Annotated in this window: 13 protein-coding genes (1 of these 13 cut by a window edge); 6 read left to right on the forward strand and 7 right to left on the reverse strand. The window is 28.9% G+C overall.

Annotated features, from left to right (window positions below; genetic code table 11):
- On the forward strand, positions 1-3,325 hold the final stretch of the coding sequence (locus R4K56_RS00405) for a SpiroCoCo family coiled-coil protein (RefSeq protein ID WP_335771792.1). The gene continues 24,005 nt to the left of window position 1, outside the view; the window shows 3,325 of its 27,330 coding nt (coding positions 24,006-27,330); the start codon falls outside the window, past its left edge; its stop codon occupies positions 3,323-3,325.
- A 436-nt stretch (positions 3,326-3,761) separates the two neighbouring features.
- Here the strand turns inward: R4K56_RS00405 and R4K56_RS00410 are convergent, their stop codons facing one another.
- From R4K56_RS00410 to R4K56_RS00435, 6 genes are all read right to left on the reverse strand, one after another.
- The gene (locus tag R4K56_RS00410) at positions 3,762-4,505 is read right to left on the reverse strand and encodes a hypothetical protein (protein ID WP_335771791.1); all 744 of its coding nucleotides are present in this window, start codon (positions 4,503-4,505) and stop codon (positions 3,762-3,764) included.
- Between the two features lie 3 nt (positions 4,506-4,508).
- Positions 4,509-5,327: a hypothetical protein gene (locus R4K56_RS00415; protein ID WP_335756308.1), complete on the reverse strand. Its 819-nt coding sequence runs from the start codon at positions 5,325-5,327 to the stop codon at positions 4,509-4,511.
- A 38-nt stretch (positions 5,328-5,365) separates the two neighbouring features.
- Entirely contained in the window at positions 5,366-5,800 is a 435-nt protein-coding gene (gene dut / locus R4K56_RS00420; protein ID WP_297295291.1) for a dUTP diphosphatase, read from the reverse strand.
- A gap of 52 nt (positions 5,801-5,852) precedes the next feature.
- Positions 5,853-7,235 (reverse strand): GntP family permease, encoded by a 1,383-nt coding sequence (locus R4K56_RS00425; RefSeq protein WP_335756309.1) that lies wholly within the window; start codon positions 7,233-7,235, stop codon positions 5,853-5,855.
- A gap of 57 nt (positions 7,236-7,292) precedes the next feature.
- Entirely contained in the window at positions 7,293-7,604 is a 312-nt protein-coding gene (locus tag R4K56_RS00430) for an HPr family phosphocarrier protein (RefSeq protein ID WP_297295287.1), read from the reverse strand.
- Between the two features lie 203 nt (positions 7,605-7,807).
- On the reverse strand, positions 7,808-8,347 hold the full coding sequence (locus R4K56_RS00435; RefSeq protein ID WP_335756310.1) for a PadR family transcriptional regulator: 540 nt from the start codon (positions 8,345-8,347) through the stop codon (positions 7,808-7,810).
- Positions 8,348-8,577: 230 nt separating this feature from the next.
- On the opposite strand from R4K56_RS00435, the gene R4K56_RS00440 reads away from it, so the two are divergent.
- From R4K56_RS00440 to uvrA, 5 genes are all read left to right on the forward strand, one after another.
- Positions 8,578-8,964 carry an MFS transporter gene (locus R4K56_RS00440; RefSeq protein WP_335756311.1) on the forward strand — a complete coding sequence of 129 codons (387 nt, stop codon included), beginning with the start codon at positions 8,578-8,580 and terminating at the stop codon, positions 8,962-8,964.
- 38 nt (positions 8,965-9,002) lie between these two features.
- Positions 9,003-9,824: an MFS transporter gene (locus tag R4K56_RS00445; RefSeq protein ID WP_335756320.1), complete on the forward strand. Its 822-nt coding sequence runs from the start codon at positions 9,003-9,005 to the stop codon at positions 9,822-9,824.
- A gap of 331 nt (positions 9,825-10,155) precedes the next feature.
- Positions 10,156-10,773 (forward strand): oxidoreductase, encoded by a 618-nt coding sequence (locus R4K56_RS00450; RefSeq protein WP_335771790.1) that lies wholly within the window; start codon positions 10,156-10,158, stop codon positions 10,771-10,773.
- Positions 10,763-12,037, forward strand: coding sequence for an FAD-dependent oxidoreductase (locus R4K56_RS00455; RefSeq protein ID WP_335771798.1), 1,275 nt, complete (start codon positions 10,763-10,765; stop codon positions 12,035-12,037). The genes R4K56_RS00450 and R4K56_RS00455 overlap by 11 nt, the downstream gene beginning before the upstream one ends.
- A gap of 527 nt (positions 12,038-12,564) precedes the next feature.
- Positions 12,565-18,381 (forward strand): excinuclease ABC subunit UvrA, encoded by a 5,817-nt coding sequence (gene uvrA / locus R4K56_RS00460; protein ID WP_335771789.1) that lies wholly within the window; start codon positions 12,565-12,567, stop codon positions 18,379-18,381.
- 57 nt (positions 18,382-18,438) lie between these two features.
- On the opposite strand, the gene R4K56_RS00465 is transcribed toward uvrA, so the two are convergent.
- Complete coding sequence (locus R4K56_RS00465; RefSeq protein ID WP_335771788.1) at positions 18,439-20,580, reverse strand: hypothetical protein; 2,142 nt, start codon at positions 20,578-20,580, stop codon at positions 18,439-18,441.
- Between the last annotated feature and the right edge of the window lie 7 nt (positions 20,581-20,587).

The raw sequence follows: 20,587 nt of genomic DNA on the forward strand, positions 1-20,587 counted from the left end.
AGCTTTGACTTCTATTGAAGGCGACAGAGATAGACTTGTTAATGAGTTTATAAACTTTAGAAAATCTATAGTTGAACTTATAAAAGAACAAGATGAAACTATGAGTATGTTCAATCAAGAAAAACTCAATATCATTGACAGCATAGAGGCTTTGAAAAACAAAATATCATTCGATGTATTGAACAGAGAAGATGTTGCTGCTATGATTGAAGATGAAAGAAAACAAATAGTTGAAATGTTCGAAAGCATACAGAGTGATTCTATAGGTACAGATTTAAGATATCTAACAGACTCATTTAGAGATGATATCATCAAAGTATTTGAGGAATCAAATGAGGAGTTCAGAAAACGTATAGAAGCTAGAATAGTTCATTTTGAAGATGCTTATGCTTCTCCAGAAAGAATAAAAGAATTCTATAAAGATGCTATAGTTTCTGAAGTAGATAACTTAAGAGATGCTGCAGTTGAAATGCTTGCAGATATCAATGATAAAGTTGAAACAGCTAAAGAGCAGATAGATGCATTAGAAAATGATAAAGTAAAAGGCATCATAAATAGAATAGATGAAGCTCAAAGTGATATTACTTCTTTAGTTGGTACTATAAAAGCTAATATTAAAGAGCAAGAAAATGAACTTAGAATGTTAAGTCAGTCTCAAAAACATATATCTCAGGAAGTTGAAACTGTACGCAGAGAAAGAGAAGCTCTAATGGATATGGTTAAGAATTCTGATATTAATATACGTAATAAGATTGACAGCTTAACAAGTGCAGTAGTTGAGGCTGCTGATGTAGCTTCATTGAAGATATCTGAAAAAGAAGCTGCATTCAGTACTAAGATAAAAGAAGCTGAGGAATATATTAAATCCTTAGAAAATAAACTTGCTTCTGAAAATGTATCTAAAGCTAAAGAGGCTATCAATAGCTTAGTTGCTTCATTTAATGAGGCTGTACTTAAAGAAACAGATGAGCTTAGCCCTCATATACTTGATACTGTACAAACATTCATCGAAAATGAGATGAAGAAATTTGATAAATTCTCTGATGTTAAGAGTGCTATAGAAGGCATAGAAAATGATATTAATAATAAAATTACAGCTGCCTTCAATAATATGAATAAACAGCTTGAAGATAATATTACTAGCTTCAAGAAAAAGATAGACACATATCAAGAAGAATTTATGAGCGAATTAAAGATGTCTATAGGTACTGAAGGTGAAAAAGCAGTTGACGAAATAAAAACTATGCATGATGAAGAAATTGCTAAGTTAAAAGAAATGTATTTGTCTTCTGAAAAATTCTATACTGACAGACATCAGAAGAACCAAGAGGAATTCTCAAAATTGTTTGAGGAGGCTTACAAAGAATACAATGAAAAAATAGAAGCATTACATGCTGAATTAGATGATACTAAACTTAATATAACTTCTTCTGTGGAAGATGTTGTTACTGATTTGAAACAGGCTTTAAGTATAAAAGATGAATTTATTACTTCAGCAGAAGCTAATAAAGAAAAACTTAAAGAAGTTGAAGAACAGATGAATAGCTTACAGAATGAGTTTGCTCCTTCTATAGATAAATTAAAGGCTCTTATAGAAGAAAAGGCTTTAGAGTTACAAGAAAAAATAAATGTATACTCTAAAGATATAGAATCTCAAGGTGAGAAATTCAATATTAGACTTGAGGAATTATCTAGTGATGCTAAGATAACCATAGAAGCTAAAATTTCAGAATTTGATTCTGTAATAGAAGAAGTTTCTAATAAAATGGATAGCTTATTAGAAGAAAAGAATTCTGAGTTTGATGCATTGAAAGCTCATTATGAAGGTCTTTCTGAATCTTTGACAGCTTTACAAGAATCTATAGCAGAGGCTGTTAATATTAGAATAGCAGAGGCTAATAATATTATAGAAGAAAATGTTAATGCTATAGAAGAAAATGCTAATGAAAAATATGAGAAATATATAGCTAGACTTAATTCTAATTTAGAGCAGACATTATCACTTCTTATGAATGATGCTAAAGCTCATATTCAAACTGCTAAGGAAGAGATAATAAAATCACATACTGATAACTTAGATGAGTATGATAAAAGAATTACTAATATGAAAGATATTGTATCTGCTTTAGAAGAAGATATTACTAAATATTCTTCTGAAATAGAAGCTAGACTTGAAAGTATTAATTTGAGCTATGATGAAAAAACAAATGTAATACTTAAAGATTTGGATAATCAAACAGAAGATTTAAAAGTAAAATTAGCTGATGCTGTTGCTTCTATAGATAATATGCTTGAAGCAAAAACTAATGATATTTCATTAGAATATGATGCTATGAAAGTAAAAATAGATGGTATAGGTCAGGATATAGCAAAATATATGAATACTGTAAAAGTGTTTGATAATGCTAAAGAAATGGCAGAGTCTATCAAAGGTGATGTTGCTAGATTAAATGATTTAGTAAAAGATACTAAAGTTACAACAACTGAGATGAATAAAACTATGTCTGAGTTTGAAAACTTGAAGAAAATGCATCATGAAATATTAGATTATGCTAGCAGTATCAAGAAAGAAAAAGACAGCTTGAAAGATACTCAAGAAAAAGTTAATATGCTTATGGATATGTCTGGAGAAATACAGGAAAGATTTGTTCATATAGCAGAAAACAATGCTATGATAGAGCATACTGAAGAAGGTATACAGCTTGTTATTGATATAGCATCACAAATAGAAAATAAACTTTCATTTATTAAAGATAAAGAAGAATATGCTGATGATATATTACAACAGGTAAGAAAGGCTGAAATCGAAACAGAAGTTATACTTGAAAGAGTTGATAGTATAAAAGCTGCTATGGTTGATGTTGAAGATACCAGAAAGAACTTTATGGATAAGATTTACTCTTTAGAGAGAGATTTTGCTAAGATAGAAAAGAATGATAAAAAAGTTCAATTGTTTATTTCTAAATTAGAAGAAATAGATGATATAATACAGGCTATACAAGATCAAAGAGAAAATCTTGTACGCTTGAAAGGTCAGTATGAAGATTATGATAAGACAATAGTTAAGAATCTTGAAAGAGCTGAATACTTTGTAAGATACTTAGAAACTTTACTTGATAATGCTGATAAATATATGCCAGATAAACCAGGAAAAGGAAGCAAGAGAGAGAAGGCTGACAAAGTAGACAGCAAAAGAGAAGAGCTTATAATTAAAATGTACAAACAAGGTTGGAAACCTGATGATATAGTTAAGAATACTTCATATTCAAGAGATGAGGTTGAAAAGACTATCAAATCTTGGAAAGACAAACAATCAAGAGGATAATTAATTAATAGGATTTATTGTTCTCCTTTGGAATAGAGCTTATAGTTTTATGCTATAGGCTCTATTTTTATATTATTTAAGTTTGTTTTATTCTATTAATGACTATCCTATTTTTTATATTAATATTACTTTATAATGATATCTATGTAAATCTAAACAAATAATTAAATAATATATTACTAACTTTTTAGAGATATAATTTATACTTATTAAAAAAATCCAGTGGTTTCATAGTTATATGTATTGAATTATAAGAACAATTTTAGTGAATTATTTTATATAATAAAGCAAATAAATTTAGTATTAATTTGTATGTAAATTATAATTTATATTTTACTAATAGTTTTTTGAATTATAATATTTAATAGATATAATTCAAAAAATTAATAAAATATATTTTTGGATAGTATTATAAAGTTTATAAACTTTATATAAATTAAATGCCCCACCATTTAGAAGCATCTTGCTGATATGCCCATTGATATGAACTAGCACTTTTTATCCAAATTTTAGCTAATTGATTTCCACTTTTAAATATATAGAGTCCATTTACAGAATATACTGTTTCAGTATCAAATGAAGCATCTGTGTTATTAGTTACTATAACTACAGCATTGAAATTTGTTTGATAGCCAAAATATTGAACTCCCCAACCATTAGCTGCTGTAACTTTTCCTGTATTTGGATCCATTGTTCCAACAGTTCCTGAACCAACTGTGAATGTTGTACCACTTCCTGTTCCTTCTGGTCTAGGTATTACTGGGCATACAGTACTTATCTGAGTTTCTATATATTTTTTATCTACTAAATCATTTGTACCATAAGCAGTAACAGATACGTAATATAATGTATTATTGTTAAATGTATAAGTAGGAATTTGTATTACAAAATTTGTTCTTGTATGATTTGAGCTAGTTACTGTTGGATATGCTTGTCTAGAATTTTTAATTGCATCATCTGGCTGCACAAAAGGTTCAGAATCTTTTGCATATATATTAAATCCAGCAAAGTCTGAAGCTATAACCCCAGACCAAAAACTTATGCTGACTTTACCATCTCCTGGTATAGCCTGAATATCATAAGGCGGATTATATTCATCTACTACTGTGATTAATTCTTCATTGCATGAAGTAAATATGAATAGGCTTAATATAATTAACAATATATAATTTTTTTTCATAGATTAATAGCTAAGTATATTAGCAGCAGTTTGACGGCAATAATCAACTGTAGCACTTGTACCGCTTACACTCCTTACATATATTTTTCCATAATAGGCATTGTTGTTTTCTGTTATTTTAATGAGGTATAATCTATTAGCTTTTACTTCTAAATCTATTGTACCGTATCCATTTTCTGGAGGTATTACAATATCATCTAAAGAATTTCCAGACATAACCATCATACTTCCGCCAGAAGCATTTTGAAAATATAATTTACCACCATTATCAATTAATATAGCCAAATCTCTTCCTTCTATATTTAATCTAGCTCCAGATGATATTGTCTGATTTAATGCCTCTGGTCTTGGTGTTCCCATTTTTACAAAATTATCATAATAATAATAACTTTCTAATTGAGGCGTTATTTGATATGCAGATACCCAAATATACACTGGTATACCATTATTTAAATCAGTATCTTTTAATGTATCTATGTCAGTACTATTAGTAGAATAATAACTTCCTGTTTCAATAGTAAATGAAAATTTACGAGGAACTTGTGATTTCGTTTCAGACATAGTTGGACGAGATTTTTGCTGATTGTATAATCTATATAGTCTTGGATTAGTATTGTTTCCAAAATATATGTTATAACCGCTAAATGACGGTTCATTATTTTGTGCTTCAAATTCAACTGTTATTTTATTGTTACCAGGTATAACTTTTGTTATATATGGTTGGTTCAATTCTAAAGTTACTCCTGTAACATCTGGTAAACCACAAGATAACATTAATATTGAAAATATAAAACATAAAAATATTTTAAATTTATTATTCATAGACTATATTATACATATAAAATATAAATTATCAATAGTTATTTATTTGTGCTTCCAAATCCGCCCTCACCTCTTTGCGTATTAGAAATTGAATCTACTTCTTCAAAATCTATTTTTTCTACTTTAGCAAATACCATTTGAGCTATTCTATCACCATTATTTATAGTAAAAGGTTTATCTGTTAAAGAAGCTAGTATAATTTTTAATTCTCCTCTATAATCGCTGTCTATGGTGGCAGGAGAGTTTAAACAAAATATACCATTTTTTAAAGCTAATGAACTTCTGCTTCTAATCTGTGCTTCATAACCTTCAGGAATTTCAATAAAAAGCCCAGTAGGTACTAATACTATATCATTTTTATTTAATGTAATTGGTGCATCTAAATTAGCATGCAAATCTAGTCCAGAAGAACCTGGAGTTTGATATTTTGGCAGTGGATTATTTGATTTATTTATAATTTTTATTTTAAGCATTATTTTCTCCAATTATTTGTATAGCTTTTTAGATTTAAAAATGATTATATTATTATCTTAGCAAGAAAGCAAGTATCATTATTATAATTAATGCAGTAATTCCTTGTACAAATGTTGCTAAAGTTCTTGCTTTATATGCATCATTGATTTTTAATCCGGATAATTCAACAACAATCCAGAAATAACTATCATTAGCATGTGAAGCTATCATAGAGCCGGCACCTATTGACATTAATACTAATATTTGAGATATAGGAGTAACAAAACCTAAAGTATCAAGCAAAGGAGCAAATAAAGTAGCAACTGTAACAACTGCTATTGTAGAAGAACCTAACATTATTTTTAAAGCTGAAGCTATTATAAAAGGCAATATTAATCCTAAATTTACTGAAGCAAATATATGTCCTAATTCAGGTATAATTTTTGCAAGTTCAGTAGATTTCAAAACTTCAGCAAAAGCACCGCTGGCTCCAACTATAGCTAATATGCTTCCTGAAGATCTTATACCATCACCTATCCACATAGCTATTTCTTCTCTGTTAAATCTATGAGTTAATAGAAGTGAGAATAAAAAGCCTATAAATAATGCCATAGTAGGTTCGCCTAAGAATATTAATACATTAACTATAAAACCTTCACCTAAATGTAATGAATCAAATCGTACTATACTTCCTATAGCCATTAATAGTATAGGTACAATTATAGGAGCTAATGCCTTCCAAGCAGAAGGAAGTTCTCCTATATCGCTGATTAAAGTTTCATAAGTAGGCGATTTATCTGGATATTTTGGCTTTTTTATATATTTTGATATAAATATACCATATATTGCCCCAACTAATGATGTTGGTATAGCTACTATTAAACCAACTATAATTATAGTTAATAAATGAGCTTCAAGTCCGAATAGATTTACAACTGCAGCTGGTCCAGGAGTTGGAGGAATTAAAGCATGAGAGGCATAAAGTCCTGTAGACAATGCAACTGATAATGCTACAGGAGATGCTCCGCTTTTTTTAGCTACAGCTTTTCTTAGAGGTGTTAATATTAAATAACCAGAATCACAAAAGACAGGTATTGAAACTATGAAACCTAATATGTTCATAGCTAAAGCAGGGTGAGATTTTCCAACTATTTTCAGCACTATCTCACCTAATTTTAAGGCCGCACCAGACATTTCTAATATATTACCAATAATACTTCCCAGCACTATTAATATACCGACATTTGCCAATGCATTGCCAAAACCTTTACCTATTAATGCTGATATTTCTGTTATATAATTGCTTTCCTTACTCGAGGGAACATGCAGGGTAAATGCTAAAAATATGGCAACCAACAACATTGCTATAAATGGATGTACTTTAAATTTAATAGTCAAAACCATTACAACAATAATTGATATCGCCAACATAGCTATTACAAAATAACTAATCATTAGATATCCTTTTTAGTATTTATCTTTATATATAATATTTGAAATATTTATGAATTTTTAATCTTCTTCTGGAACTTCAGCATGGATATAGCCTTCTTCAAAGAATTCTACTAATTCTTTTTCAGCTTCTTTTGCTATTTCTTCCATACCATCTTCATATTCAATTTCTAGTATAAGATTTGCACCTTGAAATGCTCCAAGTCCCATAATATTGAATACACTTTTAGCATCTGCTCTAACGCCGTTATATAATAGGAATATTCCTATATTGGCATAATCAGTTTTACTTGAAATTTGTGATAAAACGCCTGCAGGTCTAAGATGCATACCGTTTTTGCTTTTGATTGTAACTACATTTGTTAAAGTCATTAGATATCCTGAGAATTTATTTTCTATATTAAGTATAGTATATTTTTATTTGTTTTTCAATATATTTATTATATAATAAATATATTGAAAAAATAACTAACTTTATATGTTCTTATATGATAAATAATAACTTATTATATGAACTATATATTTTTTCTAGTTTTTCATTAAACTTTTTAATAAATAAATATTTAGAACAATATTTATTTACTGCATAATTCTAAACATTTCTCAAGCCATTTACAAGTATTTTCTTCACGCATAATAGCTCCCATTAATACTAAATAATCGCTGAAACTATTTGTGTTCTTTTCAGGTATAATAGATGAAAATTTTTTTTGATTATTTTTTAAATGTTCTAGTCTTTCTTTATGCTGATTTAGATGATTAGTTATAAGATTTATTCTCATTTCTTCTGATAAACAATCTGAGAAAAATAATTGCAATCTAAATTCATCTTTAAATGTAGGAGGAATATTTATTTCTGATTCAAGCCATTTCATAAAATCTTTTTTTCCAAGTTCAGTAATAGAATATAATTTTTTTTCTAAAACAGTTCCTGATATTTCTATTTTATATTCTACCATACCTTGTTCATTGAGTGATTTTAATTCCGGATATATTTGACTGTGTTTCGCACTCCAAAATTCGCATAATGTTTCTTCAAATTCTTTTGTTATGTCATATCCTGTCATACTTTTTTGATTTAAAAGTCCTAATATGGCATATTTTAACACTCCCATAAAAATCGCTCCAATTATTTGTTCTATATGTTTATATTTTAGCATTATATCATTATTAATATATAAAATCTATAGTGTAAAACATATAAAAACTAATATGTATATATTGACACGTTTATATCTATATGTTATTATTTGTATACATGAAAAATGTTTAGCATTTAAATAAAGGATCAAAATATAACATTTTATAGATATTTACATATAATAATAAATCGTGGGAGTATATTATGAATTATACAAAAAAGAGATGGTTCATACTTTTTGTAGTATGTTTAGCCAATTTATGTTTAGGTTCAATTTATACTTGGAGTGTATTTGCTGCACCTATGGCTGAATATTTATCAGGAATATTGGGAAAGACATTAACCTCAGCAGATTTAGCTATAGTATATACGATAGCTAATAGTGTTGGCCCTATAACAATGATAAGCGGAGGCTGGGTTAATGATAAATTCGGACCTAAAAAAGTTTTATTTGTAGGCGGTATGATGTGGGGACTTGGAATGCTTCTTTCTGGTTTTGCCACAAGTGTAGGATTTTTAATTGTGTCTTATGCTTTAATAGGAGGGCTTGGATTAGGCATGGCTTATGGTACTGCAAAAGCAGCTGCATAAAATTTTTCCCAGATAAAAGCGGATTAGTAGGAGGTATTATAACTGCTGTATATGGTTTTGGTTCTGTAGCACTTCCTCCTATAGTTACAATGATTGTTAATAAATTTGATGCCCCTACAGCATTTAAAATTGTTGGTATAGTCTTTTGTATTATACTTGCATTTTGTTCTTTTACTATAGAAAAATGTCCTCCAAATTTTGTGCCAGATGGTTGGACTCCTCCAGAAAAGAAGAATTCAACTTCTGTAACTATTAATAAAGATTGGAAAGGAATGCTTAAAACTCCAGCATTTTATGTAATGATACTTCTTTTTACTTGCGGAGCTTTTACCGGAATGATGATTACTTCTCAAGCTTCAGCAGTTGCAAGAAATTTAGTTGGTATGAGTGCTATTGCTGCTAGTACTGCAGTATCTGTATTGGCATTATTTAATGTATTTGGAAGAATTGTAGCAGGTTATTCCTCTGATAAAATAGGAAGAATATTAACTTTAGCTTTTTCATGTGTACTTGGTGCAATAGGATTATTATGTCTTTATAAATCAGGAGAAGGAACTAATGTTATATTTTATATCGGCATATCTATAGTAGGACTTTGTTTTGGTTCTTTTATGGGAGTTTTTCCGGGATTTACAGCTTCAAAATTTGGAACATTAAATAACAGTGTTAATTATGGAATAATGTTTATTGGTGTTGCTATAGCTGGATATTTCGGCCCTACTGTTATGGGAAGTATGTATCGTCAATATGGAAGTTATCAAAATGCATTTTTAGTGGCATGTGCTTTGAATATTTTTGGAATAGTATTAACAATAATATATTCAATTTTAGACAAAAGAGAAAAGAGAGCTAATTCTTAACAAGAAATATAGCTATTTTTAAACTAAATCAATGAGTATTTGCAGTATTGTTATTTTAGTATTTTTGAAATTATAATTGGGGCTTTGCCCCAACCCCCACTTCTTTTGGTGGCCCAAAGAAGCAAAAAGACTGTAATTCTATAGATTAAAGTTAGAACTTATACAACATGTACATATAATTATTAAAAATTTAAAATAGTAGATATAATCTTGTTAAATAGTTTTGAAAAATATTAAATAAAAATAAATATAAGGAGTATAAAATATTAAACATAAATATCCTAATCTATGTAAGCCTATAACAATAGCAGGCGTTACATTTCAAAATAGAATGTTTTCAGCTCCAATGGGCGGAACTAATATAACTAATGATGGCTGTATAGGTCCAAAATCTACTGCATTCTATGAATTAAGGGCAAGAGGCGGTGCAGGTGCTGTTACAGTAAGTGAATGTATGGTACATCCTGAAACAGACGGTTCTCATGCTTATCATTTGGATACAAAAATATTAAACTCTCTTGCTGCTGCTACTTATACGGCAGATGCTATAAGAAGACATGGTTCAATAGCTAGTTTGGAATTATCACATTCTGGTATGTATGCAGGCACATATATGACAGATAAAACTAAAAAGCAAAGTATGGCTCAATGGGGACCTTCTGATACAGTACGCCCTGATGGTGTAGAAGTAAAATCATTAACGAAAGAAATGATAAAAGATATTGTTGATGCTTATGGTAATGTTGCTGCACTTGCTAAAAGAGCTGGTTTTGAAATGCTTTTAATACATGGAGGTCATGGCTGGCTTATTAATCAATTTTTCTCTCCTTATTTTAATAAAAGAAAAGATGAATACGGCGGAAGTTTAGAGAATAGATGCCGTTTAGCAATAGAAGTATTAACATCAGTTCGTAAAAGCTGTTGGAGAAAGATTTCCAATAGAATTTAGATTCAGCGGTTCTGAATTATTTGACGGCGGTTATGATTTAGATGAAGGAATAGAAATAGCTAAACAGATATCTCCTTATGTTGATTTGCTTCATGTTTCTGCTGGTACTTATCAAAGAGGTTTCGGAGACACTCACCCTTCTATGTTTAAAGAGCATGGATGTAATGTATATTTAGCAGAGGCTATAAAAAAACATGTTTCTGTACCAGTATCAACAATAGGCGGTTTAAATAGTCCTGAGCAAATGGAAGAGATTATTGCCTCAGGAAAGGCAGATATTGTTTATATGGCACGTGCTTTGCTTGCTGATCATCAATTGCCTAGAAAGGTAATGGAAAATAGAGATGAAGAAATAGTGCATTGTTTAAGATGCTTTACTTGTATGGCTGAACGTGCTGCTACTGCTACAAGAAGATGTACAGTTAATCCTTTAATAGGAAGAGAACTTGACGGAATTGAAGTTATGCCTGCAAGAGAAAGCAAAAAAGTGTTAGTTGCAGGTGCAGGTCCTGGAGGCTTATATGCTGCTTATACTGCTGCTAGAAGAGGACATAAAGTTATATTATGTGAGAAAGAATCAGAAGTTGGAGGTATATTAAAAAGTGAGCAGGCAATACCTTTCAAAAAAGAAATGTATGATTTATCTAATACTTATGCATTGCTTGCTAAAAAAGCTGGCGTTGAAATACGTACAAATACAGAAGTAACAAAAGAATTAGTAGAAAAAGAAAATCCTTATGCATTAATAATTGCAGTAGGTTCAACTCCTTTAGTTCCTCCTATAAAAGGTTTAGATGGTGATAATGTTGTAATAGTAAATAACTACTATAAAGAAAAAGATAAAGTAACTGATAATGTAGTGGTATTTGGAGGCGGTTTAGCAGGTTGTGAATGTGCTATACATTTAGGAATGGAAGGAAAAAAAGTACATCTTGTAGAAATGAGAGATGAGCTTGCTCCTGATGCTAATGTAAGACATAGACCTTTACTTTTAAAAGAAGTTGATAAATATGTTACAGTTCATACTGGATATAAAGGAATAGAAGTAAGAAAAGACGGAATATTATGTGTTGATAAAGACAATAAAGAAGTATTAGTTGAAGGAACTACAGTTATATGTGCATTAGGACAAAGATCTTGTACTGATACGGTTGAAAAATTAAGAGATACTGCTCCGTTTGTAAGAGTAATTGGAGATGCGGCAAAAGTTGCTACAATAACAAATGCTGTATATTGGGGATATCATGCTGCTTTAGATATATAATAGTTAAACATATAGATTCATAATTTTCCATAGGTTTTATAGTATAGCAATATATTATAAAGCCTTTTTTATTTATATTTAGAATTTTATTTACATGCCCGCCCTTTTATATTTACTGTTTTATTCTGTAATTTTAATTTAATTCTTTTTATTGCTTAATTAGAAAAAGCAATCCCACCCTAGTTTTTATTAAATTTATAGTCTATTTAACGCACGGTTAACTTATTATAATATTTTGTGAAATTTGAATTATAATAAGCTTTGTTTTTTAGTTTCATTCTGCGTGCGGTGAATAAATTTTTAAATTTTATTTTCTAGTAAAAATTCTAAATTAAAAGTCGCTTGGGCGGGCATGCTTTTATTTTGTAGATTTTAAGGAATAAGAAATTTTATGTTCAAATTTAAGCAGTAAATATTAAAGGGCGGGGAATGTAATAAAATTTATTTATTAATATTTAATATCGATAAACTCTTTTTTTATATAGAATTTATGTTATAATATTTTAACTTTTTTAGAAGGATTTTTTATGGCTAATAATTCTATAGAAATAAGAGGTGCTAAAGAGCATAACCTTAAAAACGTATCACTTTCAATACCTCATAAAACACTAACTACTTTAACAGGAGTATCAGGAAGCGGAAAAAGCTCTCTTGCATTCGATACTATTTTTAAAGAGGGACAGAGAAGATATTTGGAATCATTGTCAGCTTATGCAAGACAGTTTTTAGGCGTTATGGCTAAGGCTGATGTTGAACATATAGAAGGACTATCCCCTACTATTTCTATAGACCAAAAAAGCGTAAATAAAAATCCTCGTTCTACTGTAGGTACCGTTACAGAAATATACGACTTTTTTAGATTATTATTTGCAAGACTTGGAGTTCCTTACTGCTCTAAATGCGGACATAAAATTTCTAAACAAAGTGAAGACCAAATTGCACAAAGTGTTTTAAGAGAGTTCGCAGAAAAAAGAATTTTAGTTCTTGCTCCTATTGTAAGAGATAGAAAGGGAGAGTATAGAAAAGAAATTGAAGAAGTTAAACTTGCAGGATATCCTAGAATAAGAATTGATAATATAGTTTATAAATTCGATGAAGATGAAATTCCAGAATTAAAGAGATATGAGAAACATACTTTAGAAATAGTTATAGATAGAATTAAGGTTGAAGATAAATACTTGTCAAGAATCACCGATGATATTGAAAGAGCCATAAGAATAACAAAAGGCTTAGTAGCATTCTATGAAGAACATGAAAAAAGTGAAGAAGTATTAGAAACACAAACTCCAGAAAATGCTGAAGAAGACACAAAAACAAAAAAGAAAAAAATAAAAATGAGTAAGCAGTTTGAAATAGATAAATATTATAAATTGTACACAACTGAAAGATCTTGTGCAAATTGCGGACACTCTATTGCTGATATTGAGCCTAATTTATTTTCATTTAATAACCCAATGGGAGCATGTACTGTTTGCGGAGGACTTGGAGTTGAACATGTATTCACTGAAAAACATATTGTCAAAGATGAGAATTTAAATATTTATGAAGGGGCTTTATCATGTTTTGTAGATGATCATATCGGTTTTGATATGGAATATGGTACTGATGAACTTGAAGTTATTGCAAAGACTTATAAAATAGATTTAAAAAAGCCTTGGAAAGATTTAACTAAAACAGAAAAGAAATATTTACTTTATGGTACTGATAAAGAAGTAAAATGGAGAAAAAGATTCTGGTATCATAGCAAACTTGTTGAAGAAAGAGTTCCCGGAATTTTAGACAGATTAAAATACGATTATGAAACTTATAAAAATAGTTATTACGCTAATTTTATGGACGAAGTTGAATGCCCTAAATGTAAGGGTAAAAGAATTAATGATGATGCTTTGTCAGTAAAATTTAATGGAAAAACTATAGCTGATTTTTCTTCAATGACTATAGAAGATTTATATGATTATTTCACTAAATTAAAATTGAAGCCAGATGAAGAAGTGATCGGTGCTCCTATAGTAAAAGAAATTATTTATAGATTAACATTTTTGGTGAAAGTGGGATTAACTTATCTTACAATAGAAAGATCCTCTCCTACTCTTTCAGGCGGAGAATCACAAAGGATAAGATTAGCATCTCAAATAGGAAGCGGACTTGAAGGGGTATTATATGTACTTGATGAGCCTTCAATAGGTTTGCATCAATCAGATAATAAAAAATTAATTGAATCATTAAAAACCTTAAGAGATAAAAATAATACTGTCATAGTTGTAGAGCATGATAAAGAAACTATGGAGGAATCAGATTATTTAATCGATATAGGCCCTAATGCCGGTATTAATGGCGGTGAAGTTGTAGGCATTGGTGATTATGAAGAGTTTATAAAATCTGATAGATCTTACACTGCTAAATATTTACGCGGCGATGATGATATAGAAATTCCTAAACAAAGACGTGAAGGAAACGGAAAGTTTTTAAAAGTAATAGGGGCTAATCAATTTAATCTTAAGAATATAGATGTTGAATTTCCATTAGGTTTATTTATTGTAGTTACAGGACTTTCTGGAAGCGGTAAATCTACTCTAGTTGAAAATATTTTAATGCGTGCTTTGCATAATCATTTTTATGGTAAAACTTTAACTCCGGGAAGCCATAAAAGAATAGAAGGTCTTGAAAATATTGACAAAGTTATAGAAGTTGATCAATCTCCTATAGGAAGAACACCAAGAAGCAATCCAGCAACTTATACAAAAGTTTTATCGCCTATAAGAGATTTATTTGCAGCTACTAAACTTGCTAAAATGAGAGGATATGATAAAGGAAGATTTTCATTCAATGTGAAAACCGGAAGATGTCCTACTTGTGAAGGTGCAGGAGTTATAGAACTTGAGATGCAGTTTCTTTCTAATGTATTAGTGCCTTGCGAGGAATGCGGCGGAAAGAGATTTAATGCAGAAACTTTAGATGTTAAATATAAAGACAAAACTATTTACGATGTTCTTGAAATGAGTGTATCTGAAGCAATAGAATTTTTTGATGGTATAACTTCTATTACAAGGATATTAAAAATAATGGAAGATATAGGACTTGGATATATAAAATTAGGTCAGCCTTCAACTACTCTTTCAGGAGGAGAAGCTCAAAGAATAAAACTTGCAAGCGAACTTCATAAAATATCTACTGGAAACACTTTGTATATATTAGATGAGCCTACTACAGGACTTCATTTTGAGGATATAAAGAAATTATTAAAAGCATTGGACGGACTTGTTGAGAAAGGCAATACTGTTTTGGTTGTAGAGCATAATTTGGACGTCATTAAATGTGCTGATCATATTATAGATATGGGGCCTTTAAGCGGAGATAAAGGAGGCAGAGTCGTTGCTGAGGGTAAACCTGAAGATATAATTAATGTAAAAGAATCTCTAACAGCAAAAGAACTTAAAGAAATATTAAAGCCTTCAAAAAAGAAAAAAGAAAATATCAAGACAGAAGAAACAAAAAAGGAAGAAAATACTTCATTAATAATAAAAGGTGCTAATAAGCATAATCTTAAAAATATAAGCTTGACACTTCCTAAAAATAAAATCAATGTTATTACAGGAGTATCAGGAAGCGGAAAAACTTCTCTTGCATTCGATACTATATTTAAAGAAGGTCAAAGGAGATTTGTTGAATCGCTTTCTACTTATGCAAGAAGATTTTTAGGAAGATTTGAAGATGCTAATATTGAAAAAATAGAAGGATTAGCTCCTGCAATTGCAATAGATCAGAAAAATGTAAGTAGAAATCCTCGTTCTACTGTGGCAACGGTTACAGAAATTTATGACTATTTTAGATTAATTTTTGCTAGACTATCTAAGCCGCATTGTCCGCATTGTAATGATAAAAATACTTTAAAAGCTGAAACTCCTTCTATACTTGCAACTGAAATTGTTGATACTATGGATTTGCATAAACTTGTTATAATATCACCTTTGTATCATAGCTCATTCAATCATAGATTTACTTTCGATGATAATGATGCAAAAGATATTAAAAAGATTATAGAAAAAACCAGAGAAGCTGGATATGTAAGAATGCAAATCAACAATAATGATTATGTTATAGACGATATTACAGAAGATGATATTAAAGAATTGTCTAAGGAAGAAATATATTCTGTAGGTATTGTAATTGATAGGATTGTTGTTGGAAAGGATAAAAGAGCTAGAATTTCAGATGCTATTGACAGAGCAATGGATTTATCAAACGGAGTAGCACATATAAAAGCTTCTCATGGAATAATGGTAAAAGAAAGTTTCCATACAAAATTCCCTGCCTGCTTGCTTCATGGAATTTTATTTGATTTTGAAGTTACGCCAAGACATTTTTCATTTAATTCGCATTGGGGATATTGTGAAGAATGTAAAGGACTTGGAAGCAAACCTACATTTAGTATAGATTTAGCAATAAAGGACAGCACAAAAGCTTTATTTGATGGGGCATTAGATACAGCTATTCATAATATGTTTTCTACCCCAGGAAAGCATTATACTGATTCTTTAATGAGATTTTTAAGAAGAAGCGGAATAACAAAGAAAGATTTATATGAAACTCCTTTTAATGAATTAGATAAAAAAGTTATAGACACAGTATTTTTTGGAGGCGATTATTGTATAGGTAATGTAATAACTGCATGGCACTCTAATAATGATGTTACAAGCGAAGATTATTCAGAATGGAAGGATCAATCCCTTGGTAAATTCTTTATTGATGAGGAATGCAGTTCTTGTCATGGAGAAAGATTAAATGAAATAATAAGATCTTATACTATACAAAATAAAAACATAAGCCAAGTATGTGCTATGACAGTTGAAGAAAATATTCATTTCTTTGATGAACTTCCAAATCTTTTAAGCGAGAGAGAAAATACTATATCAAAGGAAGCTATAAAAGAAATTAGAACAAGATTAAGTTTCTTAGATAAAGTAGGACTTGGATATTTATTTTTAAGCAGAAAATATGCAACACTTTCAGGCGGTGAGGCACAAAGAATAAGACTTGCTAGTCAATTAGGTTCTAAACTTACAGGTGTACTTTATGTATTAGATGAACCTACCGTAGGACTTCACCCAAGAGATACAAATCATTTGCTTGATACATTAAAAGAATTAAGAGATTTAAAAAATACTCTTGTAATAGTAGAGCATGACAGAGATACTATGAAGGCTGCTGATAATATTGTAGATATGGGGCCTTATGCCGGTGCTTTCGGAGGTGAAGTAGTTTTTCAAGGCAAATACGATGATATATTAAAAGATGATAATTCACTTACAGGAAATTATTTAAGCGAGAGAAAAAAAGTATTTGAAAAAACTGCTGTAAGAAATGAAGAAACTGAATGCATAAAATTAAAAAATGTTTCAACAAACAATTTAAAAAATATTGATGTTGATATACCACTCAAAAAAATAGTAGTTGTTACAGGCGTATCTGGAAGCGGTAAGTCATCATTAATAATAGATACTCTCTACCCTGCCCTAAAAAAACGCAGATTAAATCAATATTCAAAATTTGAAAGTGTTGAAATACCTAGCATTGTTTCAGACACTATATTAGTTGATCAAATTTCAATAGTTGGTTCTATTAGAAGTACATTAGTAAGCTATAGTAAAGTATTCGATAAAATAAGAAACATATTTGCTAAAACTCCTACAGCAAAAGCAAAAGCATTTGCACCGGGAAGATTCTCATATAATGGTAAAGAAGGAAGATGCAATATATGTGAAGGTAAAGGTATAAGAAAAATTGCGATGCACTTCTTATCCGATATGGAGATTGTTTGCGAGGCTTGCGGAGGTAAAAGATACAATGATGAAACTTTATCCGTAAGATTTAAATCTTTAAACATAGCTGAAGTATTAGAACTTACAGTTGATGAGGCGATAGAGTTTTTTGACTTCGACAAATCAATAACAAAAACACTTTCTATAATGAGTGAGGTTGGACTTGGTTATATAAAACTTTCTCAAAGGCTTGATACTTTCTCAGGCGGTGAATTACAACGTTTGAAACTTGCTACAGAATTAGCTAAAAAACAAGGCGATGAGCATATAGTATATATATTAGATGAACCTACTACAGGTCTTCATTTTGATGATGTTAATAAACTTCTTATAGCTTTAAATAAATTAGTAGAGAAAGGACATAGCGTTATAATAATAGAACATAATCCTGATGTTATAAAAGCTGCCGATTACATAATCGATTTAGGATTGGAAGGCGGCACTAACGGCGGAGAAATTATTGCGAAAGGTACTGTTGATCAAATTCTAGAAATGAAGAAAGGCTACACTTGGAAATATATTTAATTAAATAATATAAAGGTATTAACTAAATAATAATTAATACCTTTATAAAAAATTTAATTAAAACTCATCTCTTCTGAATTGTTCATCGGTAAGCAAATTATTTTCTATTATTACACTGAATAAACATTTGATTATATATTCAAAATTAGCATTTATAAACTCTCTTGATTTTTTAGCATTAATAATTTCTTCATTAACATCGCTCGTTTTTTCATTAACCCTATGAGCTAATGAATCCCTTATCTGATTAATTGCTATCCAATTTTTATTAGGCAGTCTTCTTAAAGGTTTTCCTCTATTATCCTTTATAGTTTCTCCATTTTCATCTTTTTCAATCTTATTTGATGAATGAAAATGATAGCATAATACATATTCTTCATTCTTATATTTCATACTGATATTCTCTCCTTTCCATTTGGCAACTTTATTTGTAATTTCTTCTTTCATGTCTTCATCAAAGGTTTTATTAGAATATGCATCAGCATTTCGTACATAATCAAATAAACGCATAACTACAAGTTCTTTTCTTGTATTGCTCATAATCTCATAAATATCTATTAATACATTTTTGTTTTTTATATCAGTATCTTTTTTTAGAACTTCAGATTTTGCACATTCATTTATTAAATCTATAACAGGGTCTTTAAAGATTGATAATTTTTCTGAATTATTAAAGATATCCAATAATTCTTCTGTATTATCAATCTTTGAATAGTGTGTGGCTTTTATATAATATTCATTTATAATATTATTAATATTATAATAATAATATTCTTTTGGTATTAATAATATTATATTTCGGCATAGGTCATAAGCTTTTATATTATATGCTGTAATATATGCTGATGTATAGAATTTAGGTTTATTTAAATGATAAAAATATAAATCTTGAAGTAAATTTTTTGCACTATTTTCATGTATAAAGCCGCTTTCTTCCATTTCATATATTAGAGGTATTGTACTATGAAGAATTTTTTCCATTGTTAATTCAAAGGAATGTGTATCAATATATTTTAATCTTTCTATTGCCTGTCTAAAATCTTCAATAGTTTTGTTTGCCGATTTTTCATTTTTGTCTTTTTTATAATACATTTCTCCTTCTAATAATAATAAATTACAATCATATAATAAATTAATATTTAAAAATCGATTTTCTTTAATTAAATCATAAGCTTTTTTATATTCTTTTTCTGTATCATAAATATCAACTAACTTTATAATAGGGTCTTTAATAAATAGACTTGTCATTTCTTCATCAAGATAATTTTTTATGCTTTCTTCAAATAATTTTTTAGCATTATTCCTATATTCTATATCATCATTTATCATATATATATTAAGATACGCACATCCAAGATTATATTGAAGCAGAGAGATATTGCAATGTTCAATACAGCGTAATTCATAATGCCATTTATATATTTTTTGAATATGTTTCAAAGATTCTTTATATGGTTTAAAATTATATTTTTCCATAAAATAATATACATACTTACCATTATATGGCTTTAATTCTTCTATTAATTTTTTATATACATTTATTGTTTCATTAAATTTTTTTATAATATTTTTTTCATCCAATAGATTTTTGATCCCATGTTCTTCATATTCTTCTAGAAGTAATTTTGATTTCTCTTCATTTTCTTTCTTCATTTCTATATAATTAATTATTATATCTTTTTCTTTAGTGTAATCATTGTAAAATCCTATAAATATTGGTATTGAATCTATTATTTTGAACGCACCTTGAAGAAGCTGAGAAGCATAATCTAATTCTTTCCCATTATTCACTAAATGAAGTATTGCTATTTTATTTTTATTATTTATTTTTAATAATTCTTCAGATGTTTTTATCATTTGTTCAAAATCATAATTTGTACTATAAATATATATAAGCAGTTCATATATATTTTCATCTATATTATTATTTTTTATCATATAGTCTTTTATTTTTAAGACGCCTTTTAAAAGTTTTTCATATGTTCCCATGCCATTTTTATGCGGTGCAATACAATGATTCATAAATAAATTTATTAATTGTAAATATGTTTCTAATTTAATATTTCCATTAATATATTCATCTGATAAAAATATAGAAGTTTCTTCAAAATCTTCCTCATGTTCTTTAAAAAAACACATTAATTTTTTGTACATATTTTTTACTTCTTTTTCATCAAAGTCATAATATAATTTTTCCATTTTATTT

The organism is Brachyspira pulli (assembly GCF_036997785.1).
GTDB lineage: Bacteria > Spirochaetota > Brachyspiria > Brachyspirales > Brachyspiraceae > Brachyspira > Brachyspira pulli.

Coding starts and splice junctions, on each gene's coding strand:
- uvrA (WP_335771789.1), top strand. CDS start 12,565: ATGGCTAATAATTCTATAGAAATAAGAGGTGCTAAAGAGCATAACCTT.
- R4K56_RS00410 (WP_335771791.1), bottom strand. CDS start 4,505: ATGAAAAAAAATTATATATTGTTAATTATATTAAGCCTATTCATATTT.
- R4K56_RS00415 (WP_335756308.1), bottom strand. CDS start 5,327: ATGAATAATAAATTTAAAATATTTTTATGTTTTATATTTTCAATATTA.
- dut (WP_297295291.1), bottom strand. CDS start 5,800: ATGCTTAAAATAAAAATTATAAATAAATCAAATAATCCACTGCCAAAA.
- R4K56_RS00425 (WP_335756309.1), bottom strand. CDS start 7,235: ATGATTAGTTATTTTGTAATAGCTATGTTGGCGATATCAATTATTGTT.
- R4K56_RS00435 (WP_335756310.1), bottom strand. CDS start 8,347: ATGGGAGTGTTAAAATATGCCATATTAGGACTTTTAAATCAAAAAAGT.
- R4K56_RS00430 (WP_297295287.1), bottom strand. CDS start 7,604: ATGACTTTAACAAATGTAGTTACAATCAAAAGCAAAAACGGTATGCAT.
- R4K56_RS00465 (WP_335771788.1), bottom strand. CDS start 20,580: ATGGAAAAATTATATTATGACTTTGATGAAAAAGAAGTAAAAAATATG.
- R4K56_RS00440 (WP_335756311.1), top strand. CDS start 8,578: ATGAATTATACAAAAAAGAGATGGTTCATACTTTTTGTAGTATGTTTA.
- R4K56_RS00450 (WP_335771790.1), top strand. CDS start 10,156: ATGTTTTCAGCTCCAATGGGCGGAACTAATATAACTAATGATGGCTGT.